Source organism: Enterococcus sp. 4E1_DIV0656, assembly GCF_002140695.1.
In the GTDB taxonomy this organism is placed as follows: domain Bacteria; phylum Bacillota; class Bacilli; order Lactobacillales; family Enterococcaceae; genus Enterococcus_D; species Enterococcus_D entomosocium.
In genome coordinates, this window is the sequence record NZ_NGLF01000001.1 from 344,093 (window position 1) to 369,181 (window position 25,089).

The window sequence follows — 25,089 nt, forward strand, 5'->3', positions numbered from 1 at the left end:
CCTCCTAAGTTTTGAAAAACTTTATTTGTTAAGCAATGCTTAACCGACAATGCTATTTTAGCAAAGATTTGCGGTATTTGCTACTAAAAAGAGGAATTTCTCTTTTCAAAAAAAGATTGCACAAATATAAAAATCCAGCATTTTCATCATCTTTTCTGAAAGTCTACGATTCTGTAAGGTTTTTCTCTTCTGTCTGCGGTCGTTAGATAACAAATCGGCATGTGAAAATTCGAGAAAAATTTCACATATTTTTTCGTCATTTTATCATAATCTTCCAGTAAATCCTTCCTTCTTCTCCTCTGAGCATAAGAATAGCCTTGTGAAAGCGGCTATATTATTATGTAAAAAAGGAGGGATAAAATGAAAAAAGCGCTTATTGGATTTTTGGCAGTCATCGGGGTTCTTTTCTTGGCAAGTTGCAGCTCGGGGGCCAAAGAAGAAACCAAAACATTCACAATGGATCAAAATGGGGTTTCGATGGAACTGGTCTTCACTTATGAAGGCGATAAAGTAAAAACCCAGACTGCGAACAATGTCATGCCGTATTCAGCGATTGGGGTAACGACCAAAGAAGAAGCACAGACGGTACTTGATCCGATCGCAGAGCAGTATCAGCAAGTCAAAGGGTTGGACTATTCCCTCGACTATACAGATAGTGAAGCGACTGAATCATTGACCATCAATTATGATGAGTTGGATTATGATTCAGCGAAACAATTGCCTGGAGTTAGTTTTGAAGGAAACACCGAAAATGGGATCAGCATGGAACGTACAGAGGAAATGCTCTTAGACCAAGGGTATAAGCTAAAAGAATAATCCTCTCTAAGCACCAGCAAATCAACATGCATTACCGCTGGCGGATTTCATTCGAACTGTTAGCGAAAAAAATAATGCATCAGTCAGAAACTTCCGGTCGCTTTGACGGAAGTTTTTTTGTGTGCAAAAAGGGATAGCTTCTACCAACGCTCAAGCAAGTTTCAACCTTTTACGGATTACTGGGATCGCACAACTCAAAAAAACTCCCCATCTTGAGATGAGGAGTTTCGCACATTCATTGCTTGATTTTGCCGCTAGCGATTATTATGCTTGGCGGTTGTCTAATGAAGCTCCAACAAAGGCTTTGATCAAGCGTTGTGGGCGAGTTGGACGAGAAATCAATTCTGGGTGGAATTGGCAACCCACGAAGAATTTGTTTTCTGGGATCTCAACGATCTCAACCAAACGATTGTCTGGTGACACACCTGAGAAAACCATCCCGTTTGCTTCAAAGATTTCACGGTATTTGTTGTTGAATTCATAACGATGACGGTGACGTTCTTGAACAACTTCCTCCCCATCATAAGCTGCAGCTGTTTTGGTGCCTTTTTTCACTTTACATGGATACAAGCCTAAACGCAATGTTCCACCTAAGTTTTCGATGTTTTCTTGGTCAGCCATCAAGTCAATGATGTTGTTGGCTGTTTCAGGATCTGTTTCTGCGGAATTGGCATTTTCCAAGCCAACGACATTGCGGGCATATTCCACACAAGCCATTTGCATCCCTAGACAAATCCCTAAGAATGGCACATCGTTTTCCCGAGCATATCGGATCGCTTCGATTTTTCCTTCAATCCCGCGATCACCGAATCCACCAGGAACAAGAATACCGTCTACTTCACCTAAGTAAGAATCCACGTTTTCTCGTGTGATTTCTTGGGCTTTGATCCAATCGATCTCGATGTCTGCATCAAAGGCAAAACCAGAATGTTTCAAGGCTTCGACAACTGATAGATAAGCATCTGGCAATTCCACGTATTTTCCGACTAATGCGATGCGTACTTTTTTCTTCAAATTCAGTACCTTTTCTTCCAATGCTTGCCATTCAGTCATGTCAGCAACTGGTGCAGTCAGTTTCAAATGATCACACACGATTTGATCCATGCCTTGCGCTTGCAGTGCCAATGGGATCGAATACAGGGTCTCAACGTCACGAGATTCGATCACGGCTTCTGGTGCCACGTCACAGAATTGTGCCAATTTGTTTTTTGTTGATTGTCCTACAGGTTGTTCTGTCCGAACGACCAAGATATTTGGTTGAATCCCTAAGCCGCGCAGTTCCTTCACACTATGTTGTGTCGGCTTTGTTTTCATTTCGCCTGCTGCTTTCAAATAAGGAATCAGCGTCGTATGGATGTACATCACGTTGTCCGCACCTACGTCTGCCTTCATTTGACGCAAAGCTTCTAGAAACGGCAATGATTCAATATCCCCTACTGTTCCGCCGACTTCTGTGATGATCACATCTGAATCAGTCATTTTGGCTGCCCGCATGATTTTTTCTTTGATCTCGTTGGTGATGTGCGGGATCACTTGAACAGTCGCGCCTAAGTATTCTCCTTTACGCTCTTTCCGCAAAACTTCTGAATAGATTTTTCCAGTTGTTACATTTGAGTATTTGTTCAAATTGATATCGATAAAGCGTTCATAGTGACCTAAGTCTAAGTCGGTCTCTGCTCCATCATCGGTTACGAATACTTCACCATGTTGATATGGGCTCATCGTTCCTGGATCGACGTTGATGTACGGATCGAATTTTTGAATGGTTACTTTCAAGCCGCGATTTTTCAACAAACGTCCTAATGATGCTGCTACGATCCCTTTACCAATAGAAGAAACCACACCGCCGGTTACAAAAATATATTTTGTCATAAACTGAAAAACTCCTTTAATCTATTTTACAGGAAAAGCATTTAGAAAATAATAAAAGCTCCCTATCCATAAATGAATAGGGAGCGAAAATTCTAAATCACTTTCTGACTCTTGTAAAGAGTGCCCAAACAGAATGATACATTCTCACCTCACAAATGTCAAGAAAACTTTATCTGATTTTTTCAGAAAAAACGGAGGTTTCCAAACGAAGCGCTTTACGCTTCGTTGCAGCTGGTTTCTTCTTTTTCACGACTAAGTTCTATGGTTATTCTTTCTTAAACAACCTTCATGTTTTCTGCACAACTTTTTGCAATTTTTTCATTGCTTCTTACGAAATCGTTGAACTCTCTTTGGCATAATACAAAGTGTAGATGAAGTCTGGCGCTTTACTCGTTTTGGTAAAAATGATCGGAACGTATTTCTGGTTATTTTTGGCAAAGACGAGGTGCAGGTTCGATTCCTGCCTTCTACGCTAATATAATTTTTCTTTTGCAGGATAGAGCTAACTATTCTGCTATTTTTGTCTGCCAAGTAATGTGCTCTGAATGATTATTCCCCAATAAGGAGTGCCCTCAATAAATACCAAAATTTGATTGCGCTTTTTGATTATCTTTGAGATTATAGATATATATTTAAATTATTTTTTTATGGCATCTTCCGGTAATCATTTACCGATAAGGAAACAATCAAATTCTGTTGTCTCCCAAAAGAGATTCTATAGAAGCCACAATTTTGGAGGAAGAAGACAATGACTGCTAAAAACCAAAAAGCACCAGATACTGTCAAGACACTAATCCGGCCTCGAAATCCTTTACAGATTTTTTTCGCATTCTTGCTCGTGATAGGGCTACCTACCATGCTTTATTGTTATTACTATAATTACAGTCCTTTCCCTAGTAAAAAAGTAGCTGGCGTTCCCAATAATCACCTTGTTCAGCTAAAGAACCCTATGGACCTTTCCAGTTTATTGTTGGATTTTGGCTCACAACTGAAATTTAACACAGTGGCTGAGTCCATGACGGTTTACTTTGATTATTATCAAAAAGGGGAGATAAAAGAACACAAAATAGTCGCTTCCCTGACAACAGAGCCAAGAAGTGATTATAATGGCTATTTGAACATAGGAATTACTAAGAGCGATTCTCTACTCTTCGTTGATTTATTTTCAAATGGTTCCTCATCAAATACAATGACCGACTTATCTAAATTCCACTATACGTCCCTTGGAGAAGATAGTTTATCTCCTACTGGAGCTAGTACTAGTATTCCCAATAACGAGCTTAACATTGAGAAAAAACAAGAAATTCCGTTGCTTTATATTGCCAAGGGCGGTGACCTAAAACTATATGCTGAAATGGAAAACAATCTATCTGAAGAAAATTTAAAAAGCGTTGAAAACGTCTATTACGTTTACTTAATAGTAGAATAACGAAAAAAGACCAGTTCAGGATGCTGAGCTGGTCTTTTTTCTGTCACAGTGTCGATTAATTCCGACGGTTGTTATTACCAAATAAAATAATCAAACGTAAGAGTTGCAATAAGGTTGCTACGGCAGCTGCGACATAGGTCAACGCTGCGGCAAAGAGCACTCTTCTCGCTTGTGGTACTTCCTCTTCTGTTAACAAGCCACCATCTGCCAAAATACGGATCGCCCGTTTTGAGGCATCGAACTCGACTGGCAAGGTCACTAATTGGAAAATAAACGCCAATGAGAAAGCCAACAAGCCTAAGTTGATCAGAAACGATCCTCGTAATAGGACCCCAATCAAAATCAACGGGATCGAGATGCTGGTTCCGATATTGGCGATCGGTACGATCGCATGACGCAAACGCAAAGGAAAATAGCCTTTGGCATCTTGGACTGCGTGACCACACTCATGGGCCGCAACACCGATTGCTGCTACCGAAGTTGATTGTGCAGTGGATTGCGATAAACTCAGCATTTTGTTGCCAGAATTGTAATTATCCGTCAAATCACCAGCGATCGCTTGCACACCCACATTATTGATTCCTTGGCTTTGCAAGATGTACTGCGCCGCTTTTGTGCCGGTAATATTATTTTTACTTCTGACTTTGTCATATTTGTTAAAGGTACTTTTGACGTACGCTGACGCTGCTAGCGAAATCACCATACCGATAATTACAAGAATGAAAGTCGGGTCATAAAAAAAGCCGAACCCGTATCCGCCCATACCATACACGATAAAATTCCCCCTTTTAATCTTTGACCTTATTTTACCATTAAAGTGGTGAAAAAATTATGAAGATGACTGGAAGATTTTGTTTTTAACCTTTTTTTACAAATTCTGATTTTAGTTTCATTGCGCCGAAGCCATCGATCTTGCAATCAATGTTGTGGTCGCCTTCGACTAATTTGATGTTTTTCACTTTCGTTCCTTGTTTGATGGCGCCAGATGCGCCTTTGACTTTCAAGTCTTTGATGACCGTTACTGTATCACCATCGACTAAAATATTGCCGTTGGCATCTTTATATACGGGTGCTTCTTCCGCCGCTTGTTGCTCTTGCCATTCGTTTCCGCATTCAGGACAAACAAACAGCCCGCGGTCTTCATAAGCGTATTCAGATTGGCAATTTGGACAGTTAGGAATTTGAGTCATAGTGTTGCTCCTTTAAAATATAATTTTCGCTGTAAAAAAACAACTCACCATCAGCATACCGAAAAACCATTAGAGGTGCAACCAAAAATCAGTGACCTGTAAGTAAAAAAAATCGCTTCTGTAGAGTAATAACAGAAGCGATAGCTCAAGTGTATTCGAAAAGGAACTACAAAGCGTTGGTTTTTATTTTGAGAAATGATTCGCACAAGCATCGCCGACCCACTGGATGATTTGTACCAGAAGAATCAGCAGGAGAATCACCACAATCAAAATCGCCGTTTCATAGCGATAATAACCATACTGAATTGCTAAATCGCCAATGCCGCCTGCGCCAATTGTTCCCACCATCGCTGAGTAGCCTAAAAGACTGATCAAAGTTAGCACAAATCCGCGAATCAAAGCTGGCAGACTTTCTGGTAAAATCACTTCGCGAACGATCTGTCTCGTCGATGCTCCAGAAGCGACGCTGGCTTCAAGGACGCCATAGTCGATTTCGGCAAATGCGGATTCAGCGATTCGGGCGTAAAAAGGAATCGCGGCAATCGATAAAGCAATCGCACCACCCGCTGGGGTATAAGGATCACCGATCAGCATCGCTGATAACGGAATCAGCGTAATCAATAAGATCAAAAATGGCAGCGAACGGATTGCATTGACGATAAAATCGGCCAGATGATGCAAGAAAATATTTTTATGAAAAAGGTTACTGCCGACTAAAAACAGGACTAATCCAATCAATAAGCCGAAAACTACTCCTATAATTGCTGAGGTCCCCACCATAAAGAATGTTTCCCATAGTGCTTGAGGCAGGTTTATTTTTAAAATCTCAATCGTTTCAGCCATTTCTCTCACCTATCTTTCTTAGAGAAAAGACGTTCGCAGCTAAGTGTTCTCGGGCTTTTGCTGCTTCTTCGGCGGGTCCCGTCAAATAGATATACAAAATACCTATCACATCTTTTTTGATATACTCAATTTTCCCATGGATGATATTGATCGACACATCGTAGGCTTTCGCTACAGTCGAAATCAGCGGTTCTAACGTATACTCACCTTGGTAGCGCAATTCCAGCAAGTCGCCTTGCGTGAAAGATGCTAGAATCTCTTCAGGAAGCGTCAGATCCAAGTAGCGGCCTACCAGTTTTTTCGTAATAGGCTGTTTAGGCTGACTGAACAAGCCATAGGTCGTTTGTTCTTCAACGATGCGCCCCTTTTCCATCACTGCCACCCGATCAAAAAACTTACGGGCAACATCCAATTCATGAGTGATAAAGACGATGGTGATGCCTGTCTGTTCCTTGATTCGGATCAACAATTTCAAAATTTCTTCGGTCGTTTCAACATCTAACGCACTGGTAGCTTCGTCACACAACAAAATCTCAGGTTCGTTGGCAATCGCTCGTGCAATGCCGATCCGTTGCTTTTCTCCCCCAGACAAATTATTCGGATACTCGTGAATTTTGTGAGGCAGATCCACCATTTCCAACAGTTCCTTGATCCTCGCTTCTTGCTGATCTTTCGGATAATCACCAGCGCGCAAAGCAAAGGCTAAATTTTCCTTGATGGTTCGATTATGGATCAGATTGAAATGCTGAAAGATCATCCCGATTTTTTGTCGTACTTCACGCAAGTGTTTGCCTTTGGCTTGCGTGATGTCTTGACCATCAATCAGAATTTGACCGCTAGAGGGCACCTGCAGTAGATTCAACGTACGAACCAAGGTACTTTTCCCAGCCCCGCTCAATCCGACGATCCCGTATACTTCTCCAGCTTGAACGGAAAAATCAACGGAATCCACTGCTTTTTTGATTTGTTTTTTATGAGTGAATGCCACTGATACTTGTTTTACTTCTATTTTTGCCATAAGATATGCCTTTCTTACTCAGTCCAAAATTTCGGTTGATCAAAGTTGCTGAACGGTGATTCGGCAATCGCTTCTTTAAATGCATCACTTTCTAATACTTCCGTAACTGCCTTAGCAAAATCACTGTCTTCTTCTTCGGTGGACACCACAAAGACATTTTTATATTCTTCTTTCAACGACTCCAACGCCAAAGCATCTGCAGGATCAAGAGAAGCCGCCCAAGCGAAGTTTCCTGGTACTAAAGCTAAATCGACTGTATCTAACGAACGAGCCAATTGGGCTGCGTCTAATTCTTTAAATGTCAGATTCTTCGGATTTTCTTCGATATCATTCACCGTTGCCTTCGTTTCGTCGATATTGTCTGCGATGGTGATCAACTCATTGGCAGCTAACAGTTGCAAGGTCCGAGCTAAATTTGAGGCATCATTGGCAATCGAAACAGTCGCCCCGTCTGCTAACTCATCCAAACTAGACAGTTGCTTCGAATAGATGCCCATTCCCAATGTTGGCACTTTTTGTAATGCCGTAAGAGATAACTGGTTATCTGCCGAAAATTTTTCTAGATAGGCCGTATGCTGAAACAAATTGGCATCGATTTGGCCATTCGCCAAGGCATTGTTCGGCTGAATATAATCATTAAACACTTTGGTCGTTAGTTGATACCCTTTTTCTTCCAGTAATGGAGAGATCACCTCTGTCACCATATCCCCATATGGTCCAGGTGCCACTCCAACGACTTTTTCTTCCACTGCATCTACACTGTTTTCACCAGACTGTGTATCCTCTGTGCTGCTAGTATTGCCACAAGCTGCCAATGTAATTAAGACAGCAGCAGCAACTAACCCAACGATTCCCTTTTTCAACTGTTTCATTTTTTAGTTCCCCCTTTTTATAATAAAAAAACGTCCTTTCTCCATCATAGAGAAAGGACGAAACAACCATGTTCGTGGTACCACCTTTAATTCATCGGCACAAGCTGCCAACCTTATCAGTTTATCAACTGCTTTGCTGTAACGGGCAATCCCGCTGCACGCTTGCTTTTGCTCACGTCCAAACGCTCCAAGGCCATCTTCAGTCAAACGGCTGTGCTCTTTCTCACCAATCCGAGCTCTCTGATCCAATCGAAACTGACTTACTCTTCTTATCATCGCGTGTTTTTAAGTTGTGTTTAACTATACGATAGCCTCAAATGAATGTCAATTCTTTTTTTCACGAAAACACCATCTTTTTACAATGATTTTCACAGCGTTTACACAGTCAAATTCTCATCTAAAATCAAGCCTTCAGATACCATAACCGCATCGCCGATCAATTCTAATGCGCCCTGATCAACATCAACTTCTACCGTTAACTCGCCACCTAACACGTGCAGCAAGACATTCGCTGCCGCTTGCTGGTGACGTTTGGTCACGACATACGCAGTGGCACCAGAACCTGTGCCGCACGCATAGGTAAAACCTTCCACCCCTCGTTCATACGTGCGAACGATCAGATCACCCTTGTCATCTTCTTCATAGAAATTGACATTCGCCCCTTTTGGGAAAACTTCCCAATAGCGTATCTCTTTGGCAAGTTCAGCCAGCTGTTCCAACTCAGTTTCTGCCAGACCAGGATAGTGAACCACCGCATGAGGGATTCCTGGATCACCCAATTCCACATAGTCCACGAAAGAAACCATTGGATTCGGGTACGCTTGATCAAATGTAGTCACGGTCGGTGGATTCAAGGTTACTTTGTAGTGTTTTGCCGACAAGCGCCATGCGGGGACATCGCCAGCAACTGTTTCGATGGTCATCTGCTCGCCAGCAATTCCCTTCTCAAAGGCATAACGGGCAATACAGCGAGCGCCGTTGCCGCACATTTCTGCTTCGGTCCCATCAGCATTGTAAAACCGCATCCGAAAATCAGCGGTTCCTGCGGGAAAATCCACAGCCATGACTGCATCCGCGCCAACAGAAAATTTCCGATGGCAAACCTGAGCAGCAAATTGCGACAGTTGTTCATGGGAGAATTTCAATGTGCGGTTATCGATTACGATAAAATCATTTCCTGCACCTTGCATTTTTGTATAAGGAATCGTCATGTTGTCACCTGCTTTTCAAAATTTTACTTGCTGGAAGCTCCCTCTTTTAGAAACGAAGGAACCACTTCATTTTGCAGCATTTGCTCGTAGGACTGGCGTTTAACGGCTAATTCCGCTTGGCCGTTTTCCACAAAGACGACTGCAGGAATCTGTAAATTATTGTAGCTGCTGGCCATCGAATAGCCATAAGCTCCTGTTGCGAACGTAGCAAACAGATCCCCAGTTTCAACGGGCGGTAATGCAAGATCTTTTACTAAGATGTCCGTACTCTCACAAGCTTTGCCAGAAATGGTGACCTTTTGTGTCGCAGCTTCGGAAGCGCGGTTGGCTAAGATCCCAGTGTATGTTGCTTGATAAAGACCTGGACGAATATTGTCTGTCATGCCACCGTCAATGCTGGCGTATGTTCTGATTCCCGGCAATGTCTTGATACTGCCGATGGTGTGCAAACTGATACCTGCTTCTGCGACGATACTGCGCCCAGGTTCAATAACGATGGTCGGGCGTTCGCTCTGGTGCTGCGCATAAAAGGCGTCGATTTTTTCCATCACAGGATCTAAAAAGTAGCTGTAGGGTTGGCGAATATCTGCATCTGTGTATCGAACGCCAAAGCCGCCGCCAACATTTAGTTCTTTGATCCAATAATCAAAGCGTTCATGAATGGTTTGGACAAGGGCCAAAGCCGCATCAACTGCCGCTAGATGTGAGCGATTGTCCGACAATTGACTGCCGACATGAAAATGCAGGCCATAGAAATCCAATTCAGGTGCTTGAATCACTTCTTCCACTAATGGAAATAAGATTTCTTCATCTAAAGGAATCCCGAATTTTGAATCTTTTTGTCCGGTCGAGATAAATTGATGGGTGCTGACCGAAACCTCGGGTGTGATGCGCAACAAGATTTTAGCAACGACTTGCTTTTCTTGACATAACGCGCGGATCAAGCCGACTTCTTGAATGCCATCAACGATGATCCGTCCCACGCCATAATCAAGGGCGGCTGCTAATTCTTCAATGGATTTGTTATTGCCGTTAAACTCGATGTGTTCTGCTGGAAAATCAGCTTGGATCGCTGTATACAGCTCCCCACCGCTAACCACGTCTAATGAAAGTCCTTCTGACTTGATCACTTGCAGCATCGCTGTAGTACAGAAAGCTTTAGCGGCATATGCTGCTCGTGTCTTGCTGTAGCGCGTCAAAAACTGCGCCTGAATCTTTTGGCATTCTTCGCGAATCTCCGAAACGGAATACACGTAAAGGGGGGTTCCAAAGGTTTTTGCCAGCTCAACGGTATCGCAACCGTCAATGTATAAGTGATTGTTCTTGATTTCTTTTGCCATCGCTTTACTCCTTGTCTGTCGGCTCGTTCAACGCCTCGATCAAACGAACGTAGCATTCGATGCCTTGCAATAGATTTTTTTCGTCAAAATTCATTTTGCTGCTGTGTAAAGGGTGGACATAACCTTTTTCTTCATTTCGGGTACCGACAAAGAAAAAGACGCCGGGGATTTCCTTTTGGTACATCGAAAAATCCTCTGCCAACATATATGGCGGTGTTTCTCGGTAGCTCTCCCCGACCACTTTTTCCAATACTTCCACCATCTCAGGATCATTGTCCACGACACGATAAAGATGTTCGAATTCAACATCCGCCGTGCAATCATATCCTTTGGCGATTTCTTGTGCGACAGTGGTGATTCTGCGCGTCATCGTTTCATAGACTTCATCTTCAAACGCCCGCATCGTTCCTTTTAAAACGACCTTGCCGGGAATGATATTTTCCGCATCTCCCCCATGGATCTTCCCAAAAGTGATGACCCCAGCAGAAAGCGGGCTGATATTGCGTGAAATGATCGAATGCAATCCTTGAATGATCGCAGCCGCAGCTAAAATGGCATCATGTCCTTGATGAGGCTGGGCACCATGGGCACTCGTGCCGTTGATCGTTAGATTGATCTCGCCGTTACGGGCCATCATCGGACCTTTCCGACTCGCAATGACTCCTTCGGGAAAATCTGGGAAGACATGCAGCCCCACGATTTTTTCCACGCCAAAATCTCGTAAGATGCCTTCATCGATCATCAATTGAGCACCACCGGGGCTTTCCTCGGCTGGTTGGAAAATCAAAACGATCGTTCCACGAATCACTTCAGGATGCGTCGCTAAGTATTTGGCAAACCCCAGCATCGTTGCCATATGGCCATCATGCCCGCAGGCGTGCATTTTTCCTTCATGTTTGGAAACAAAGGAAACACCGGTCTCTTCTTTGATCGGCAGTGCATCGATATCCGTTCGAAAGGCCAGCGTCTTTCCTGGGCGCTCACTGCGAAAGACAGCAATCAAGCCGGTTTCAATCACTGGATAGATTTCTTTGATCCCAAAGGATTGCAACTGACGCAGCAAGTATTCCTTTGTTTTGAACTCAGTTAACCCTAATTCAGGGATTGTATGTAATTCACGACGAAAACGAACCACGTCTTCGGTTAATTCTTTGACTGCTTGCGATACTTGCATGTTAAAACACCTTTCTATTCATTCCTTTTAAAAATATCCATAAAAACCAACGAATATTCAGTTTTTCATTGATATTGTTTAATATTATAGTATATAATTCGAATAATCTATAGTATAAATTGTCGAAATGTTTCGATTTTTATTGAAAAATTTACCCCTCGTTTTGGTACACTTATACGTAGAGTTACGAAAAATAAATTGGTTGAAAGGATGTGTCGTAGTTTGACAATATTCAAAGGTTCTGGCGTTGCGTTGATCACCCCTATGCTTCAAGATGGTTCGGTGGATTTCGATAAGCTGAAGGAGTTAGCGGAGTGGCATGTGCAGCAAGGAACGAATGCAATCATTGCATGCGGTACGACCGGTGAAGCATCCACGTTAGACGATGAAGAACATATCGCGGTGATCGAAGCGGTGGTAAAACAAGTTGCTGGTCGAATCCCCGTCATCGGAGGAACAGGCTCCAACAATACCCAACATGGGATCCATCTTTCAAAAGAAGCACAGCGCGTTGGTGCTGACGCATTATTGGTTGTAACACCCTACTACAACAAAGCGACCAAGAAAAGTTTAGTCGCTCACTATGAAGCAATCTGTCAAAGCGTTGAGCTACCAGTGATCTTATACTCCGTCAGCTCAAGAACCGGCTTAAATTTAACACCTGAAGCTGTGGCAGAACTGAAAAAAATCCCTAATATCAAAGGCATCAAAGAAGCCAGCGGCGACATTTCGCAAATCGCAGAAATCGCTCGTCTTGCGGATGATGACTTTGCGATCTATTCAGGAAATGACGATCAAGTAACCCCAATTCTAGCTTTAGGTGGCTCTGGCGTGATTTCAACGATCGGCAATATCGCTCCGAAACAAACGGCACAACTCGTTGCTGATTTCTTAAATGGTGATGTAAAAGCCGCCATCAAAGAGCAATTGCGACAAAAACCGTTGATCGATGCGATTTTCAGTGAAGTAAATCCTGTGCCGATCAAAGCAGCGGTCTCCTTGCTAGGCAAATGCGAATTGCATTATCGTTTGCCTTTGGGTGTCCCAGAAGATGCGACCCTCGTTCATTTAGAAGAAGAAATGACCAATTACGGATTGCTGTAAGGAGGAGTTTTTGGTGAAACAAATTTTATTAAGCGGTGCAAACGGTCGCATGGGCAAAGTGTTGCAAATCCTGATCGCAAAGCACCCTCAGTTAGAAGTGGCCGCCGGCTTGGATCGTACCGAGCAGTTAGATGGTCCGTTTCCGATCTATGATCGTCCAGAAAAAATCACGCAGCCGATCGATTTGGTGATTGATTTTTCTCATTATAGCAATGTCCCTGCCTTGTTGAACTATTGTGTCGAACAGCAGCTGCCAATCGTGGTTGCTACAACTGGTTTGACGGAAGACACGCAGATGATGCTGCCGTTGGCTGCTAAAGTGATTCCGGTTTTCTATTCTGCCAATATGTCGTTGGGGATCAATGTACTGATCAAAGCACTACAAAGTATCACCCCCGCATTAGAAGCTGACTTTGACATTGAGATCATCGAAAAGCATCATAATCAAAAACTTGATGCACCAAGCGGTACAGCTTTGCTGTTGGCAGATAGTATCAATGACAGCTGCGAAACAAAAAAAGAGTATCTCTACGGACGTGAAGGCAGTGATCTAGTAAATGACCGCAAGCAGATGGGCATCCATGCCGTTCGCGGCGGAACGATCCCTGGGGAACACATTGTCATCTATGCTGGGCAGGATGAAATCATTGAATTAAAACACACTGCGCTCTCCCGCGAAATTTTCGCCAATGGTGCGCTAAAAGCAGCGGAATTTTTAGCCGATCAACCAGCCGGTTTTTATTCCATGCAAAATCTAATCGACAAGTAAAGGTGGTCTCTCATGACAGAATTACAATTTTCCGACCCTTATCAATTAGCAAAATATATCAAAGAAGCAAATAAACAAACACCTGTAAAAGTCTATATCAATGGAGATCTTGGCGACGTCCAAGCAGAGGGCATCCAATTGTTTGGTAACGGCACCTTCTATTTCGTGGTTGGTGACAGTCAAAAAGTAGCTGAGTTTTTAACCGCGCACCAAGACAAGATCACCGATCACTATCTGGAAAATGATCGTCGCAACTCAGCGATCCCTTTGTTGGACTTGACGAAAGTCGATGCCCGTATTGAACCAGGTGCCTTTATCCGTGACCAAGCCATCATTGAAAAAAATGCCGTTATCATGATGGGGGCAGTGATCAACATTGGTGCTGTGGTTGGTGAAGAAACCATGATCGATATGGGTGCGATTTTAGGTGCCCGGGCAACCGTTGGGAAAAAAGCCCATATTGGCGCTGGTGCTGTCTTGGCTGGCGTTCTTGAGCCACCTTCAGCAAGGCCAGTCATCATTGAAGACAATGTTTTGATCGGCGCAAATGCCGTCGTCCTTGAAGGCGTCCGTGTCGGCGAAGGTGCAGTCGTTGCTGCCGGTTCTGTGGTGACGGAAGATGTCCCTGCTGGAGCAGTCGTTGCTGGCTCACCAGCTAAAGTCATCAAAATGAAAGACGAGAAAACGAAAAGCAAAACCGAATTTTTAGACGATCTACGGGGGTAAACTTCTTATTTTCTCGTAAATACGCAACAAAAAAACGCAGTACCGGTTCAGTGATGAGCCTGCGCTGCGTTTTGTCTAAAAAAGGGCGTGCCGAAAGCTTTTGGCACGCCCTTTTTCTATTGGCAAATGTGCTTGTAAAAGTGTTTATTCTGCTTGAAATTCTTTGATCGCTGCTTGGATCTCTTGATAGATCACTGCAACTTCTTCAAGGTCTTTTGCATTTGCTCCACTGGCAAGCGGATGTCCACCACCATGATGGCGTTTGGCGATCTCATTGATCACTGGACCTTTCGAACGCATCCGCACCCGGTAATAGCCTTCTGGTTGTTCGACAAAGATCGCCCAAGCCATCACTTCGTCGATTTTCCCTGGTAAGGAAACGACTGCTGAGGTTTCCGAATCTACTACGCCAAAACGCTGCTGCAATTCTTGTGATAGGATCACTTTGCCAGCACCAATCTCATCAATCTCGATGTTTTCGTAGACATACCCTGAAAGGCGAGCAACACTGCGAGAGACTTGATCCAATTGACGATTGATCTTCGGAGCATCGAAGCCGTAATCCAATAGTTCAGCCGCTAAGCGCAGGGTTGTCGCTGTCGTTGCCGGATATAAAAACCGTCCAGTATCACCAACAATGCCCGCATATAACAGACGAGCCGCTTCTTGCGTCATCGTCAGCTCGTTTTGAAACATTTGCCAAAACGAAACGATCATCTCACTACAGCTGCTGGCTTTCGTATTGACCCAAACCAGCTCTCCGTAAGGTTCATCATTAGGGTGATGATCGATTTTGATCAATTTCGCCCCTTGATCATAGCGTTGGTCACTGATCCGTGGTGCATTGGCCGTATCTGTAACGATCACCAGCGCCCCTTTATACAAATCATCAGGGATCGTCTGCATCAGCGCCAAGTAATCCAATCCTTCAACGGGTCCGCCAACTTGATAGATTTCTTTTTTGGGAAAACTAGCTCGTAAAATTTCTGCCAACCCCACTTGTGATCCTAATGCATCTGGATCAGGGCGCTGGTGCCGATGGATAATGATCCGGTCGAATGCTTTGATTGTTGCAAGTATTTCTTCTTGTACCTTCATGAATGGTCTCAACTTTCTCTCTAAAATTTTTCCATAAGTGCCGTTTTCGATGATTTATGGGCGTTCCATTACTTGGCATACCACGATCGCTTTTGCCACTAAGGAATTTTCGATCGATACTTCGATATCGATTTTCGCCGAACGTCGCCCCAGTTCTAGAATCTTCGGTTGAATGATGATCTCGCTTTCTAATTGGATCAAACGGAAGTAATGCAGATTGACTTGCTCGATCCAGCTATTGCGTCGTTGATTCAACTGCATCGTACGTTTCGCCGTATTAGCGATTACTTCACTCAAGACACCAAAAGAGATCGTTCCGACTTCATTAACCATTTGGGGCGTCACCGCAAAGCTGAAATACGGCTGCGGCAATTTGTTCCCTTCAAAATCTTGTTCGATAACTTGCATCTGTCCCGAGATTTGGTCAGAAATCGTATCTGAAATTTGCGTTTGTCGTTGGACCATCTGCATCGCTTTCATAATGTCTTGGCGTGTGACAATCCCAATCAAAGAAAGGTCATCAGCTACGACGGGCATCACTTCTAAGCCATCCCAAATCATCTGATGGCTGGCAGAGGCCACACTCATCTCTTTTTTTACGACCCGTGGTTCCCGGGTCATGATTCGTTCGATGATCTGCGTATCAGGCTTTTCTAAGACATCTTTGGCTGTGATGATCCCAACGACCCGCATATTCTTGTTGACGACTGGATAGCGGGAGTGATTGGTAGACTCCGAAAGCAGTTTGTAATCCTTGACCGTATCAAAGGTGTGCAGATACTTGGTTTTTTCCAATGGCATATAAATGTCACTCACCAGCATAATGTCCTTTTTGATCAGCTGGTCGCTTAAGGCACGGTTGATCATCGTTGCCACGGTAAAGGTGTCATAGGTCGTTTGTAAAATCGGCAACTCCAATTCGTCTGCTAAACGACAGATTTCCTCTGTTGTTTCAAAGCCTCCCGTGATCAAGACGGCTGCGCCATCCTCCAGTGCCAACTTGTGGACTTCGTTGCGGTTTCCGACGATCACTAAGGAGCCAGGCGTGATGTAGCGTTCCATTGCTGATTCTTTCATGGCGCCGATAACAAATTTGTTCAAGTCTTTGTCCAAACCGGCAGCGCCGCCCAAAACATCACCTTCAATGATTTGGACGACTTCGCCGAAAGTTAGTTTTTCAATGTGTTTTTTTAGTTTTCGTTCGATACGGATGGTTCCGACACGTTGGATCGTTGAAACCAAGCCGATATTTTCCGCATCTTTGATCGCCCGATAGGCTGTTCCTTCACTGACATTCAAGTCTTTTGCGATTCCCCGCACCGAGATGCGATCGCCTACAGGCAGATTCTCGATATGCGCTAAAATCAAGTCGTGTTTTGTCGCCATAATTATCCCCTATTCCTACTACGAATCTTCCTGTTGCTTAAACTTCTAATGTCTCACCGACTGCAAGGATCTGGCCCACACCTGCCGGCAATAAATTCACGAAGGTTTGCGGATCTTGCTTGATCATTGGAAACGTATTGTAATGGATCGGTACTACTTTGCTCGCGTTTAAAAGGGCCGCTGCTGTTGCGGCATCTTGAACGCCCATCGTAAAATTATCCCCGATCGGTAAAAATGCCACATCGATGTCGAAACGTTCACCGATCATCGCCATATCGCTAAAGAGTGCAGTATCTCCAGCGTGGTAGATGGTTTTGCCTTCTGCTTCTAAAATGATTCCAACAGGATTGCCCATATAGATCATCGTTCCGTCTTCTTCAAGGCCAGAGCTGTGTTTCGCTTCCACCATTGAGATTTTGCCAAACGGAAACTCAAAAGAACCTCCCATATTCATGCCATGCGTCTCAGCAACGCCTTTGCGGGCTGCATAGCGGCAAATTTCAACGACACTGATCACTGGCGCTTCATTTCTTTTGGCGATCGGCACCATATCCCCAATATGATCACTATGACCATGCGTGATCAAAAGCCAATCGGTTTCCACTGTCTCTGCATCTAAATCAGTCAGAGCATTTCCAGTAATAAAAGGGTCAAACAACAATTTTTGGCCATCCGCTAATTGGATAGCAAGCACTGAGTGTCCGTGATACGTGAGTTTCATACAACATTCCCCTTTCCATCTAAGTAATACAGTCTAATATTTTTCATTATAACAGATAACGCCAGAAATCCAAAAGCACAAATTCTGGCAGCTTTATTACATCCGTCCTTTTTCTGGTTCTTGTCAAGAAAAATAAAGAAACTGTTCTACCCTTTCTGAATAAGGAATAGAACAGTTCGACCTGATGACTTCAAGCGATCATAGCGTTTTCTTACGTCCGCCTTGTTTATAGATGCGCCAGATGGTTAAGAATAACGCCGTGATACAAAGAAGGAACGCCCCAAAGAAGGTGATTTTCATGCCATAGGCAAAAATATCTGCCCGACCTGCGATATAGGTCGTCACATGCTTTCCATACGCTTGACTCATTGCTGCATAGAGAATCGTCGTTGCTAAGGATATCCCTAACACCATGCCCAAATTGCGGGCAAAGGAATTTAGACTACCTGCCACCCCAAGATTTTCTTTGGTGACACTGCTCATTACCATCGTATTGTTTGGGGATTGGAACAACGAATTGCCAAGTCCCATGATGGCAGTGGCAACGATATAATACCAAATCGGCGTATCCTGATTCATAAACATATACATCACCTGAGTGATCGACAGCAACGCTAAGCCAGCTAAGACCAAAATCTCCGGTCCTACACGGTCCGTCAAATACCCGCTAAGTGGTGAACCAATGACCATCATCAAAGGAAAGACCATCATCAGCATTCCTGCCACGCTCGGCGTTAAGCCTCGGGCACTTTGCAAGTAAAAGGGAATCACGACATTGACAAAAAAGTTTGCAGAAAAGATCAGCAACGCCGTGATCAGGCTCATGGTGAAAATTTTATTACGAAAGATCCCAAAGGTAATCAGCGGTTTGCTCACACGCGCTTCTACTCGCAAAAAGACGATGAATGCCACTAAAGCGATCCCACCCAACAGCAGCGGCAGCCACGTTAGAAAGCCACGCTCTTGTCCAAGAAAAATGCCGCCGAAGAAGCTGATAATTGCAATTGAAAACAGCACAAACCCGGTTTTATCAATGGAATCATGACTCATGGTAATATCTTTTGGTAACACCTTTTCTCCAGCAATCATCGTCAGAATACCGACAGGAACATTGATCCAAAAAATAAACGGCCAAGAAAAATGCGCCAAAATCACTCCGCCTAATCCAGGACCGGCGATGGAGCCTAACGAAACAAAGGCACCAATCATCCCTAAGGCGCGTCCTCGTTCACTCATAGGAAAAACTTCAGTAATGATTCCGGTATTCGTCGCCATCGTCATGCTAGCACCGATCGCTTGCACCACTCGGGCAAATAAAAGAAATGCTAAGGAGTGATTAAACCCGCATAACAGCGAACCGATAATAAAAATTAGCATTCCCAAGCGGAAAACTTTGATTTTGCCCCAACTGTCCCCTACCTTACCGAATAATAAAAGGCAGGCACAAACGATCATCAAGTAAACGGACACGACCCATTCCGCTTGATTCATAGGTACACCCATATCTGCCGAGATCGTCGGCAATGCGATATTTACGATACTCCCATCCAGTGTTGACATAAAGGTAAACATCGAAACAGCAATGAGAATCCACCACTTTCTCTGTTGTACTATGGGATTTTCTTGATAACTATTCACAAATCGACCATCCTCTCTTTGCTTGTTTTGTTCCTCTAGTCTTAGGGGGACAACTTTGTATTATTGATCGAAATCCATTCGCCGTCAATCCTTATCTGCTCATCACGACCAAAATAAGGGTCATTTCGTAAAAAAAACGCCACCTGTTTTCTTACATAAAAAAAGACAAAAGCTTCGGTGAAAAGAAATCGGCCGTCAAACGGCTATTCTTTCACCTGCTTTTGTCAGTAGGTCAAAACGAATTATTTACGGTTGCGATTTCTTTGGCTTGATTCCATGATGACCGGCAAGATGACTGGACGGCGTTTGGTTTGTTCAAACAAGAAACGACTCAAACGATCACGGATATCTTGTTTCAATTTGCTCCATTCAAACTCTTCATCATGAAGGTGTTTTTCTACGATTTCTTCTACGATCTCGCCACTTTCACGAATCAGGTCACGGCTGGCTTTCACGTAGACAAACCCGCGAGAAGTGATTTGAGGGGCAGAAATAATTTTCTTTTCGCGACGATTGATCGTCACTACTGCAACGAAAATTCCATCTTCAGATAAGACTTTGCGGTCTCGCAGGACGATATTCCCAATATCTCCGACACCGATCCCGTCGATCATGACGTTCTCAGCTGGAACCGCACCTGCGGCGATCATTTCGCCTTTTTTGTATTCTAAAACATCCCCGCGTGCAGTAATGAAGATATTTTTCATCGGAATCCCGACTTCTTGCGCCAAGTCCACATGGGCGGCTAATTGGCGGTACTCGCCTTGAATAGGGATAAAGTACTTCGGTTTCATCATATTCAACATCAGCTGCAGATCATTCGGGTTGGCATGACCAGAAACACGGAAATTATCCGAGATCTGTTTCACGGTACCGCCAGCGCGATAGATGATATCTTCCGTTTTCGCAACCACCGTTTCCATTGCCGTTGTCGGCGTCGTCGTGATGTAAACAAGATCTCCTTCTTTGATACGCAGCGTCCGGTGAGAGCCGTTGGCCATTTTTTGCAACGCTTTGATTGGTTCCCCCATGCGTCCTGTTTCTAAAATCAACAACTGTTCGTCTGAGTATTTTTTCATTTCTTTTTGGGTGATCAGCAAGTCTTCGGCAGGTAATTTTAATTTCCCTAACTTCATGGCCGTTTTGATGATCCGACCAAAATCTTGACCAGTCAAAACGACTTTGCGGTCAGAACGAAACGCCGCATCTAATACTTGTTGCACCCGTTGCAAATTGCTAGCAACGCTAGCGACGATGATCCGACCTTCCCAGTAACGGATATTGTCATAAACTTCATCTTGGATCGTCAATTCAGAAGCAATCGGCGTTGGATTTTCGGCATTTGAGGACGTACTTAGCAATGCTAAGACTCCTTCTTTTCCAATTTCCGCTAAGCGGCCAAAATCGGTTTGATACATAGGGATCGCTGTTTGGTCAAACTTGAAATCTCCTGTATAAACGATATTGCCAGCTTCTGTTTTTACGCTGATTCCAACAGAATCAGGGATAGAGTGGGTCGTACGGAAAAAGCTGATGGTCGCATGGCCAAAGTCGATCTCCGAATGTTCATCGATCACATGAAAATCTTTGAAGCGCTTGGTAGCTTCATTTTTATTCACGGTCAATTTTGCTAGTTCGATCGTTAACTCGGTCCCAAAGACCGGCACTTGGATATTCTCCAAGAAATAAGGCAATGCACCAATCGCATCTGCATGCCCATGGGTCAAGAAGACACCCGCCACACGGTCGGCATTTTCTTCTAAATATGTGAAGTCTGGAATCACTGTATCGATCCCTAATAATTCATTTTCTGGATAACGGACACCGCAATCCAGCACAAATATATCCTCGCCAACTTCAGCAATGTACATGTTCTTTCCGTTTTCGCGTACACCGCCAAGAGGAATGATTTTTATCGTTTCCACTTTTATTCACCTCTTAATTTTTTTCTACTGTATTATTTCCCAAGCATAAGCCGTCCCTATTATTATACAACAAAAAAAAGAAAAGCGTGGCATTCACCACACTTTTCTGAAAAACTTATGGTTTACACATGAACTAATCCTTGCTGATGCAGGCTTTCGGCGATTTGAACAGAGTTCCATGCCGCACCTTTCAGCAAATTATCAGAAACGACCCATAAATGCAAGCCGTTTTCGACATCCAAATCTTTGCGAATCCGACCAACAAAGGTTGCCGTTTTGTCCACACTGGTCAAAGCTTGCGGGTACACTTGTTGACTCGGATCATCTTGCAAGACAGCTCCTGGGGCTTCGCTGATCCACTGCCTAACTTCCTCAACACTGGCATGGTCTTTGGTCTCGATATAAATCGACTCCGAATGACCGCTAAACACAGGGATTCTCACACACGTAGCTGCTACTTTGATCTGCGCATCTTCCATGATCTTCTTCGTTTCATTGATCATTTTCCACTCTTCGTAAGTATAGTCGTCTTCAGCAAAGACATCGATTTGTGGCAAGGCGTTAAACGCGATTGGGTAGTGCTTTTTATCGCTGCCTGCTGGTAAAATCTCAGGGTTTAGTTCATCAGCGGCTTTGCCGGCTAATAGTTCTTGAGATTCACGAGTCAATTCAGCCAATGCTTGTGCGCCAGCACCTGAAACTGCTTGATACGTTGAAACCAAGACCCTCGATAAACCGACTTTTTGACGAATCGGTTCTAATGCCACCATCATTTGAATCGTTGAACAATTCGGATTGGCAATGATTCCTTTATGTTGCGCTAATGCATGAGGATTCACCTCAGGAACGACTAGAGGAACATTCGGATCCATCCGAAAATGACTGGTATTGTCGATTACGACTGCACCGTGTTTGACTGCTTCTGGAGCAAATTGTTTTGAAATGCCACCACCGGCACTGAACAATGCAATATCGACTCCCGCAAAGGAATCTGCGGTCAGCTCTTGAATAACGAGTGGTTCATTTTTGAACACAAGGGTCTTCCCAGCAGAACGTTTGGATGCCAACAACGTTATTTTTTTGATCGGCAACGTGGTCTTCTCCAACATCTCAATCATTTTTGTTCCTACTGCGCCGGTAGCTCCGACAACTGCTATGTGATACCCTGTACTCATCAAATCACTCCTCGAATAAAAATACATTTTTACTAGTTTATCATATCTTGTAAAAAAGAAAAGGCCTTTCGTGGAAAGAAGCGCAAAAAGAAGGCAGAACTATCTAAATTTTCAATCGTTTCCCCCGTTTCAGGAAAAAACTACCTATATTTAAGGGTTATCATTTGTCACATTTAGGTGTTATAGGATATAATACCGACAGAAGGAATTTTGGGGAAGATTCTTTCCAACGTGCATGGGGAAATTAAAAATACCCAAAACATTGAATGAGGCAAGAATTGCATATGCAATTCTTGCCTCATTTTTATGCTTCATTCGATTCTTCGTTATTTACTTTCACGATAGCAAAGCCTTTGTTATCGATGATCATCGTCTCATCTTCCAGTTGGACAAACTGTTCCATCAAAATTGAATCAGGACGAGAGAGTGTAAGTTGGTCCTCACCAGTGTTGAAAATACCGATGATCCGCTGTGCCCCCAACTCTCGTTCGAAAATGATCAGGCCATCTTCTTCCGAAACCCAGTTCCAACTCAAGGAACCTTCAGATAAGACTTTTTGGTTGTCTTTGCGTAGTTTGATCAATGACTGGGTGAAATGCAGCAAATCACGATCTTGCTTTTCCTCATCCCAAATCATACATTTACGACAATCCGGATCCATATCACCGGTCAAACCAATCTCATCGCCGTAATACAGGCAAGGAACTCCTTGTTGCAGATACGTAAAGGCCATCACTTGGCGCATCAAGTCTTTGTCTCCCCGAGCCAAAGTTAACAAACGCGGGGTATCATGAGAATCCAAAATATTGAACTGCACTTGGTTGGTTTGCTCCCGATACAACATCAGCTGGTTATTTAATTCCGAGACCATTTTCGTCATGGAGATCTCGTCTTTGACAAAATATTCAATGATTGCATCTGTAAAGGCGTAGTTCATCACTGCATGAAACTCGTCGCCTTGTAACCAGCGTTGAGAAGAATGCCAAATTTCCCCAAGGATATAAAAATCATCTTTGGCCTCATCACACACTTGGCGGAATTTTTTCCAGAAGAAGTGACTAACTTCATTAGCCACGTCCAAGCGCCAAGCATCGATATCAAATTCTTCGATCCAATAACGAGCGATCTTCAACAAATAATCTTGCACATCGGGATTTTCCGTATTGAGTTTCGGCATATGCGGCGTAAAGGCAAAAACATCATAGGTGATGTCATAAGCATCTTCAAAGTTTTCCCCTTCTTTGTAGTTGACAGGAAACTCATTGATGTGGAACCAATCAGCAAACGGCGAATCTTTGCCGTTTTTGATGACATCTAGCCATTGATGCGAAGTATCCCCCATATGGTTGAAAACAGCATCCAGCATAACTTTGATGCCGCGTTTGTGGCATTCCTCCACTAATCGTTTAAAGGTATCGTTATCACCAAAAGCAGGATCGATGGCCAAATAATCGATGGTATCATACTTGTGATTCGAATATGCCTCAAAAATCGGACAGAAATAGATCCCATTGATTCCTAGATCGACAAGGTAATCCAAATGATCGATGACTCCTTGTAGATCCCCACCGAAAAAGTCTTGGCGATCGGGATTTTTTGAGCCCCATGGCAACACACCTTCAGGATCATTTGATGGGTCCCCATTTGCAAAGCGCTCAGGGAAAATTTGATACCAAACCGTTTCTTTCGCCCACTCGGGAATTTTGAAACGATCGGCTTCTTGGAAGTAAGGCATCCGAAAATAATTGTTGTTCATTTCTAAATATTGCTGTTCAAAGGGGTAGACCCCGTGATCCCCATAGAAGACATGCAACCCATCGTAACTTTCGATGGAAAAGCCGTAAGACAAACGGCGGAATTCTGCTCCGACCGATACTTGCCAATAATCATGCAAGTCCGTGGAAAGAATTTTTTGCATTTCAATTCTTTGTTGGTACCAAGCTTCTTTATACAGTGTGTAAGGATCACCGCAAAGTAGCTGGACATGGCGGACGTCTTGACGGGCGGTACGCAAACGGATATGCATTTTATCCTTCTCGTACAAATACGCAAATTCACTTTCGGGACGATGATAGATGGCAGTAGTATTCATAGCAGACTCCTTTGACTTGTTTGATATACCCATTGTCGCACAAATCAGAAGTCAAAACAAGAGAAAAACGCAATCGGTTGCTTTATCTAATAAATCGATAATATAGGTCAATATGAAATTAATTCAGCAATTAAAAAGCAAACGATTGCTTCACCCTTTTTTAATCAAACGGTGTCTTCTTCTCACATTGATTGCCAGTCCGTAAAATGTCATATTTCCGCAAGATCCCCACTGCCTCCGTCAACGATTGACTCAACTGCTGGATATCTTCCGCAGCCATTTGAGCGGTTTTGGCATTCAAGCGGTCTTCCACTTGTTTTTTCTTTTGGATAAACAACTGCTTCCCAGCTTCTTCCAAATAAACATTGACGTTGCGACGATTGACGCCATTGGTTTTGCGTACCACAAAGCCAGCCTTTTCCAACCCCGAGATCGAACGACTGATTTGGACTTTTGACGTACCGATTTGCTGAGCCAACTCGGACATCGTAATTCCTTCATTACTAGAGATCACCACGAGTTCCAAGATTTCCATTTTGGTCAATTTTAAATCTTCCAGACCGATTTCTTCAAACAATATGTTTCCCATCAGCGAAAAGATCTCCGCAAACACCGCCATATTGAATGTTCCTAACGCTTTTTCCATACTCTCCCTCTTTTCTGTCTTTAGTTTAGTATAAATTATTTGTT

The 25,089-nt window shown here is 43.6% G+C and carries 22 protein-coding genes and 1 other annotated feature; of the genes, 5 read left to right on the plus strand and 17 right to left on the minus strand.

Annotation, left to right across the window (positions count from 1 at the left end; genetic code table 11):
* Nucleotides 1–360: 360 nt before the first annotated feature.
* Complete coding sequence (locus A5882_RS01580) at nt 361–816, plus strand: YehR family lipoprotein (RefSeq protein WP_005233973.1); 456 nt, start codon at nt 361–363, stop codon at nt 814–816.
* Nucleotides 817–1,080: 264 nt separating this feature from the next.
* Here A5882_RS01580 and A5882_RS01585 read toward each other — a convergent pair whose 3' ends face one another.
* On the minus strand, nt 1,081–2,688 hold the full coding sequence (locus A5882_RS01585; protein WP_008380521.1) for a CTP synthase: 1,608 nt from the start codon (nt 2,686–2,688) through the stop codon (nt 1,081–1,083).
* A 748-nt stretch (nt 2,689–3,436) separates the two neighbouring features.
* Between A5882_RS01585 and A5882_RS01595 the strand changes: the two genes are divergently transcribed.
* Nucleotides 3,437–4,117 carry a hypothetical protein gene (locus A5882_RS01595; RefSeq protein ID WP_086372353.1) on the plus strand — a complete coding sequence of 227 codons (681 nt, stop codon included), beginning with the start codon at nt 3,437–3,439 and terminating at the stop codon, nt 4,115–4,117.
* A 55-nt stretch (nt 4,118–4,172) separates the two neighbouring features.
* Here the strand turns inward: A5882_RS01595 and A5882_RS01600 are convergent, their stop codons facing one another.
* The 8 genes from A5882_RS01600 to A5882_RS01640 all read right to left on the minus strand — a co-directional run bounded on the left by A5882_RS01600 (nt 4,173) and on the right by A5882_RS01640 (nt 11,765).
* Entirely contained in the window at nt 4,173–4,889 is a 717-nt protein-coding gene (locus tag A5882_RS01600) for a zinc metallopeptidase (protein ID WP_005233966.1), read from the minus strand.
* Nucleotides 4,890–4,974: 85 nt separating this feature from the next.
* Nucleotides 4,975–5,307, minus strand: a complete 333-nt coding sequence (locus tag A5882_RS01605) for a zinc ribbon domain-containing protein YjdM (protein ID WP_005228268.1) — start codon at nt 5,305–5,307, stop codon at nt 4,975–4,977.
* 183 nt (nt 5,308–5,490) lie between these two features.
* Entirely contained in the window at nt 5,491–6,150 is a 660-nt protein-coding gene (locus A5882_RS01610; protein WP_086372354.1) for a methionine ABC transporter permease, read from the minus strand.
* Complete coding sequence (locus A5882_RS01615) at nt 6,143–7,168, minus strand: methionine ABC transporter ATP-binding protein (protein ID WP_086372355.1); 1,026 nt, start codon at nt 7,166–7,168, stop codon at nt 6,143–6,145. The genes A5882_RS01610 and A5882_RS01615 overlap by 8 nt, the downstream gene beginning before the upstream one ends.
* A 14-nt stretch (nt 7,169–7,182) precedes the next feature.
* The gene (locus A5882_RS01620; RefSeq protein ID WP_074934143.1) at nt 7,183–8,040 is read right to left on the minus strand and encodes a MetQ/NlpA family ABC transporter substrate-binding protein; all 858 of its coding nucleotides are present in this window, start codon (nt 8,038–8,040) and stop codon (nt 7,183–7,185) included.
* A gap of 50 nt (nt 8,041–8,090) precedes the next feature.
* Nucleotides 8,091–8,325, minus strand: a binding site (T-box leader).
* Between the two features lie 92 nt (nt 8,326–8,417).
* Complete coding sequence (dapF, locus tag A5882_RS01630; RefSeq protein WP_086372357.1) at nt 8,418–9,251, minus strand: diaminopimelate epimerase; 834 nt, start codon at nt 9,249–9,251, stop codon at nt 8,418–8,420.
* 23 nt (nt 9,252–9,274) lie between these two features.
* The gene (gene lysA / locus A5882_RS01635; RefSeq protein ID WP_005228260.1) at nt 9,275–10,591 is read right to left on the minus strand and encodes a diaminopimelate decarboxylase; all 1,317 of its coding nucleotides are present in this window, start codon (nt 10,589–10,591) and stop codon (nt 9,275–9,277) included.
* Between the two features lie 4 nt (nt 10,592–10,595).
* Entirely contained in the window at nt 10,596–11,765 is a 1,170-nt protein-coding gene (locus A5882_RS01640; protein WP_086372358.1) for a M20 family metallopeptidase, read from the minus strand.
* A gap of 222 nt (nt 11,766–11,987) precedes the next feature.
* On the opposite strand from A5882_RS01640, the gene dapA reads away from it, so the two are divergent.
* From dapA to dapD, 3 genes are read left to right on the plus strand one after another with little or no spacing between them, the layout of a single operon-like run.
* The gene (gene dapA, locus A5882_RS01645; RefSeq protein ID WP_008380503.1) at nt 11,988–12,869 is read left to right on the plus strand and encodes a 4-hydroxy-tetrahydrodipicolinate synthase; all 882 of its coding nucleotides are present in this window, start codon (nt 11,988–11,990) and stop codon (nt 12,867–12,869) included.
* A 13-nt stretch (nt 12,870–12,882) separates the two neighbouring features.
* The gene (gene dapB / locus A5882_RS01650) at nt 12,883–13,638 is read left to right on the plus strand and encodes a 4-hydroxy-tetrahydrodipicolinate reductase (RefSeq protein ID WP_086316561.1); all 756 of its coding nucleotides are present in this window, start codon (nt 12,883–12,885) and stop codon (nt 13,636–13,638) included.
* A gap of 12 nt (nt 13,639–13,650) precedes the next feature.
* Nucleotides 13,651–14,364, plus strand: a complete 714-nt coding sequence (gene dapD / locus A5882_RS01655; protein ID WP_086372359.1) for a 2,3,4,5-tetrahydropyridine-2,6-dicarboxylate N-acetyltransferase — start codon at nt 13,651–13,653, stop codon at nt 14,362–14,364.
* A 144-nt stretch (nt 14,365–14,508) separates the two neighbouring features.
* Here the strand turns inward: dapD and A5882_RS01660 are convergent, their stop codons facing one another.
* From A5882_RS01660 to A5882_RS01695, 8 genes are all read right to left on the minus strand, one after another.
* Nucleotides 14,509–15,462: a bifunctional oligoribonuclease/PAP phosphatase NrnA gene (locus A5882_RS01660; RefSeq protein ID WP_008380500.1), complete on the minus strand. Its 954-nt coding sequence runs from the start codon at nt 15,460–15,462 to the stop codon at nt 14,509–14,511.
* Nucleotides 15,463–15,516: 54 nt separating this feature from the next.
* Nucleotides 15,517–16,848: a DRTGG domain-containing protein gene (locus A5882_RS01665; protein WP_005233948.1), complete on the minus strand. Its 1,332-nt coding sequence runs from the start codon at nt 16,846–16,848 to the stop codon at nt 15,517–15,519.
* A gap of 37 nt (nt 16,849–16,885) precedes the next feature.
* On the minus strand, nt 16,886–17,569 hold the full coding sequence (locus tag A5882_RS01670) for a metal-dependent hydrolase (RefSeq protein WP_005233945.1): 684 nt from the start codon (nt 17,567–17,569) through the stop codon (nt 16,886–16,888).
* Between the two features lie 198 nt (nt 17,570–17,767).
* The gene (locus A5882_RS01675) at nt 17,768–19,207 is read right to left on the minus strand and encodes an MFS transporter (RefSeq protein WP_086372360.1); all 1,440 of its coding nucleotides are present in this window, start codon (nt 19,205–19,207) and stop codon (nt 17,768–17,770) included.
* A 242-nt stretch (nt 19,208–19,449) separates the two neighbouring features.
* A complete protein-coding gene (locus tag A5882_RS01680) occupies nt 19,450–21,132 on the minus strand; it encodes a ribonuclease J (RefSeq protein WP_005228243.1) in 1,683 nt (560 codons plus the stop codon).
* Nucleotides 21,133–21,254: 122 nt separating this feature from the next.
* A complete protein-coding gene (locus A5882_RS01685; RefSeq protein WP_008380394.1) occupies nt 21,255–22,307 on the minus strand; it encodes an aspartate-semialdehyde dehydrogenase in 1,053 nt (350 codons plus the stop codon).
* Between the two features lie 304 nt (nt 22,308–22,611).
* Complete coding sequence (locus tag A5882_RS01690; protein ID WP_034872136.1) at nt 22,612–24,399, minus strand: glycoside hydrolase family 13 protein; 1,788 nt, start codon at nt 24,397–24,399, stop codon at nt 22,612–22,614.
* Between the two features lie 160 nt (nt 24,400–24,559).
* On the minus strand, nt 24,560–25,045 hold the full coding sequence (locus tag A5882_RS01695) for a MarR family winged helix-turn-helix transcriptional regulator (RefSeq protein WP_034872137.1): 486 nt from the start codon (nt 25,043–25,045) through the stop codon (nt 24,560–24,562).
* Between the last annotated feature and the right edge of the window lie 44 nt (nt 25,046–25,089).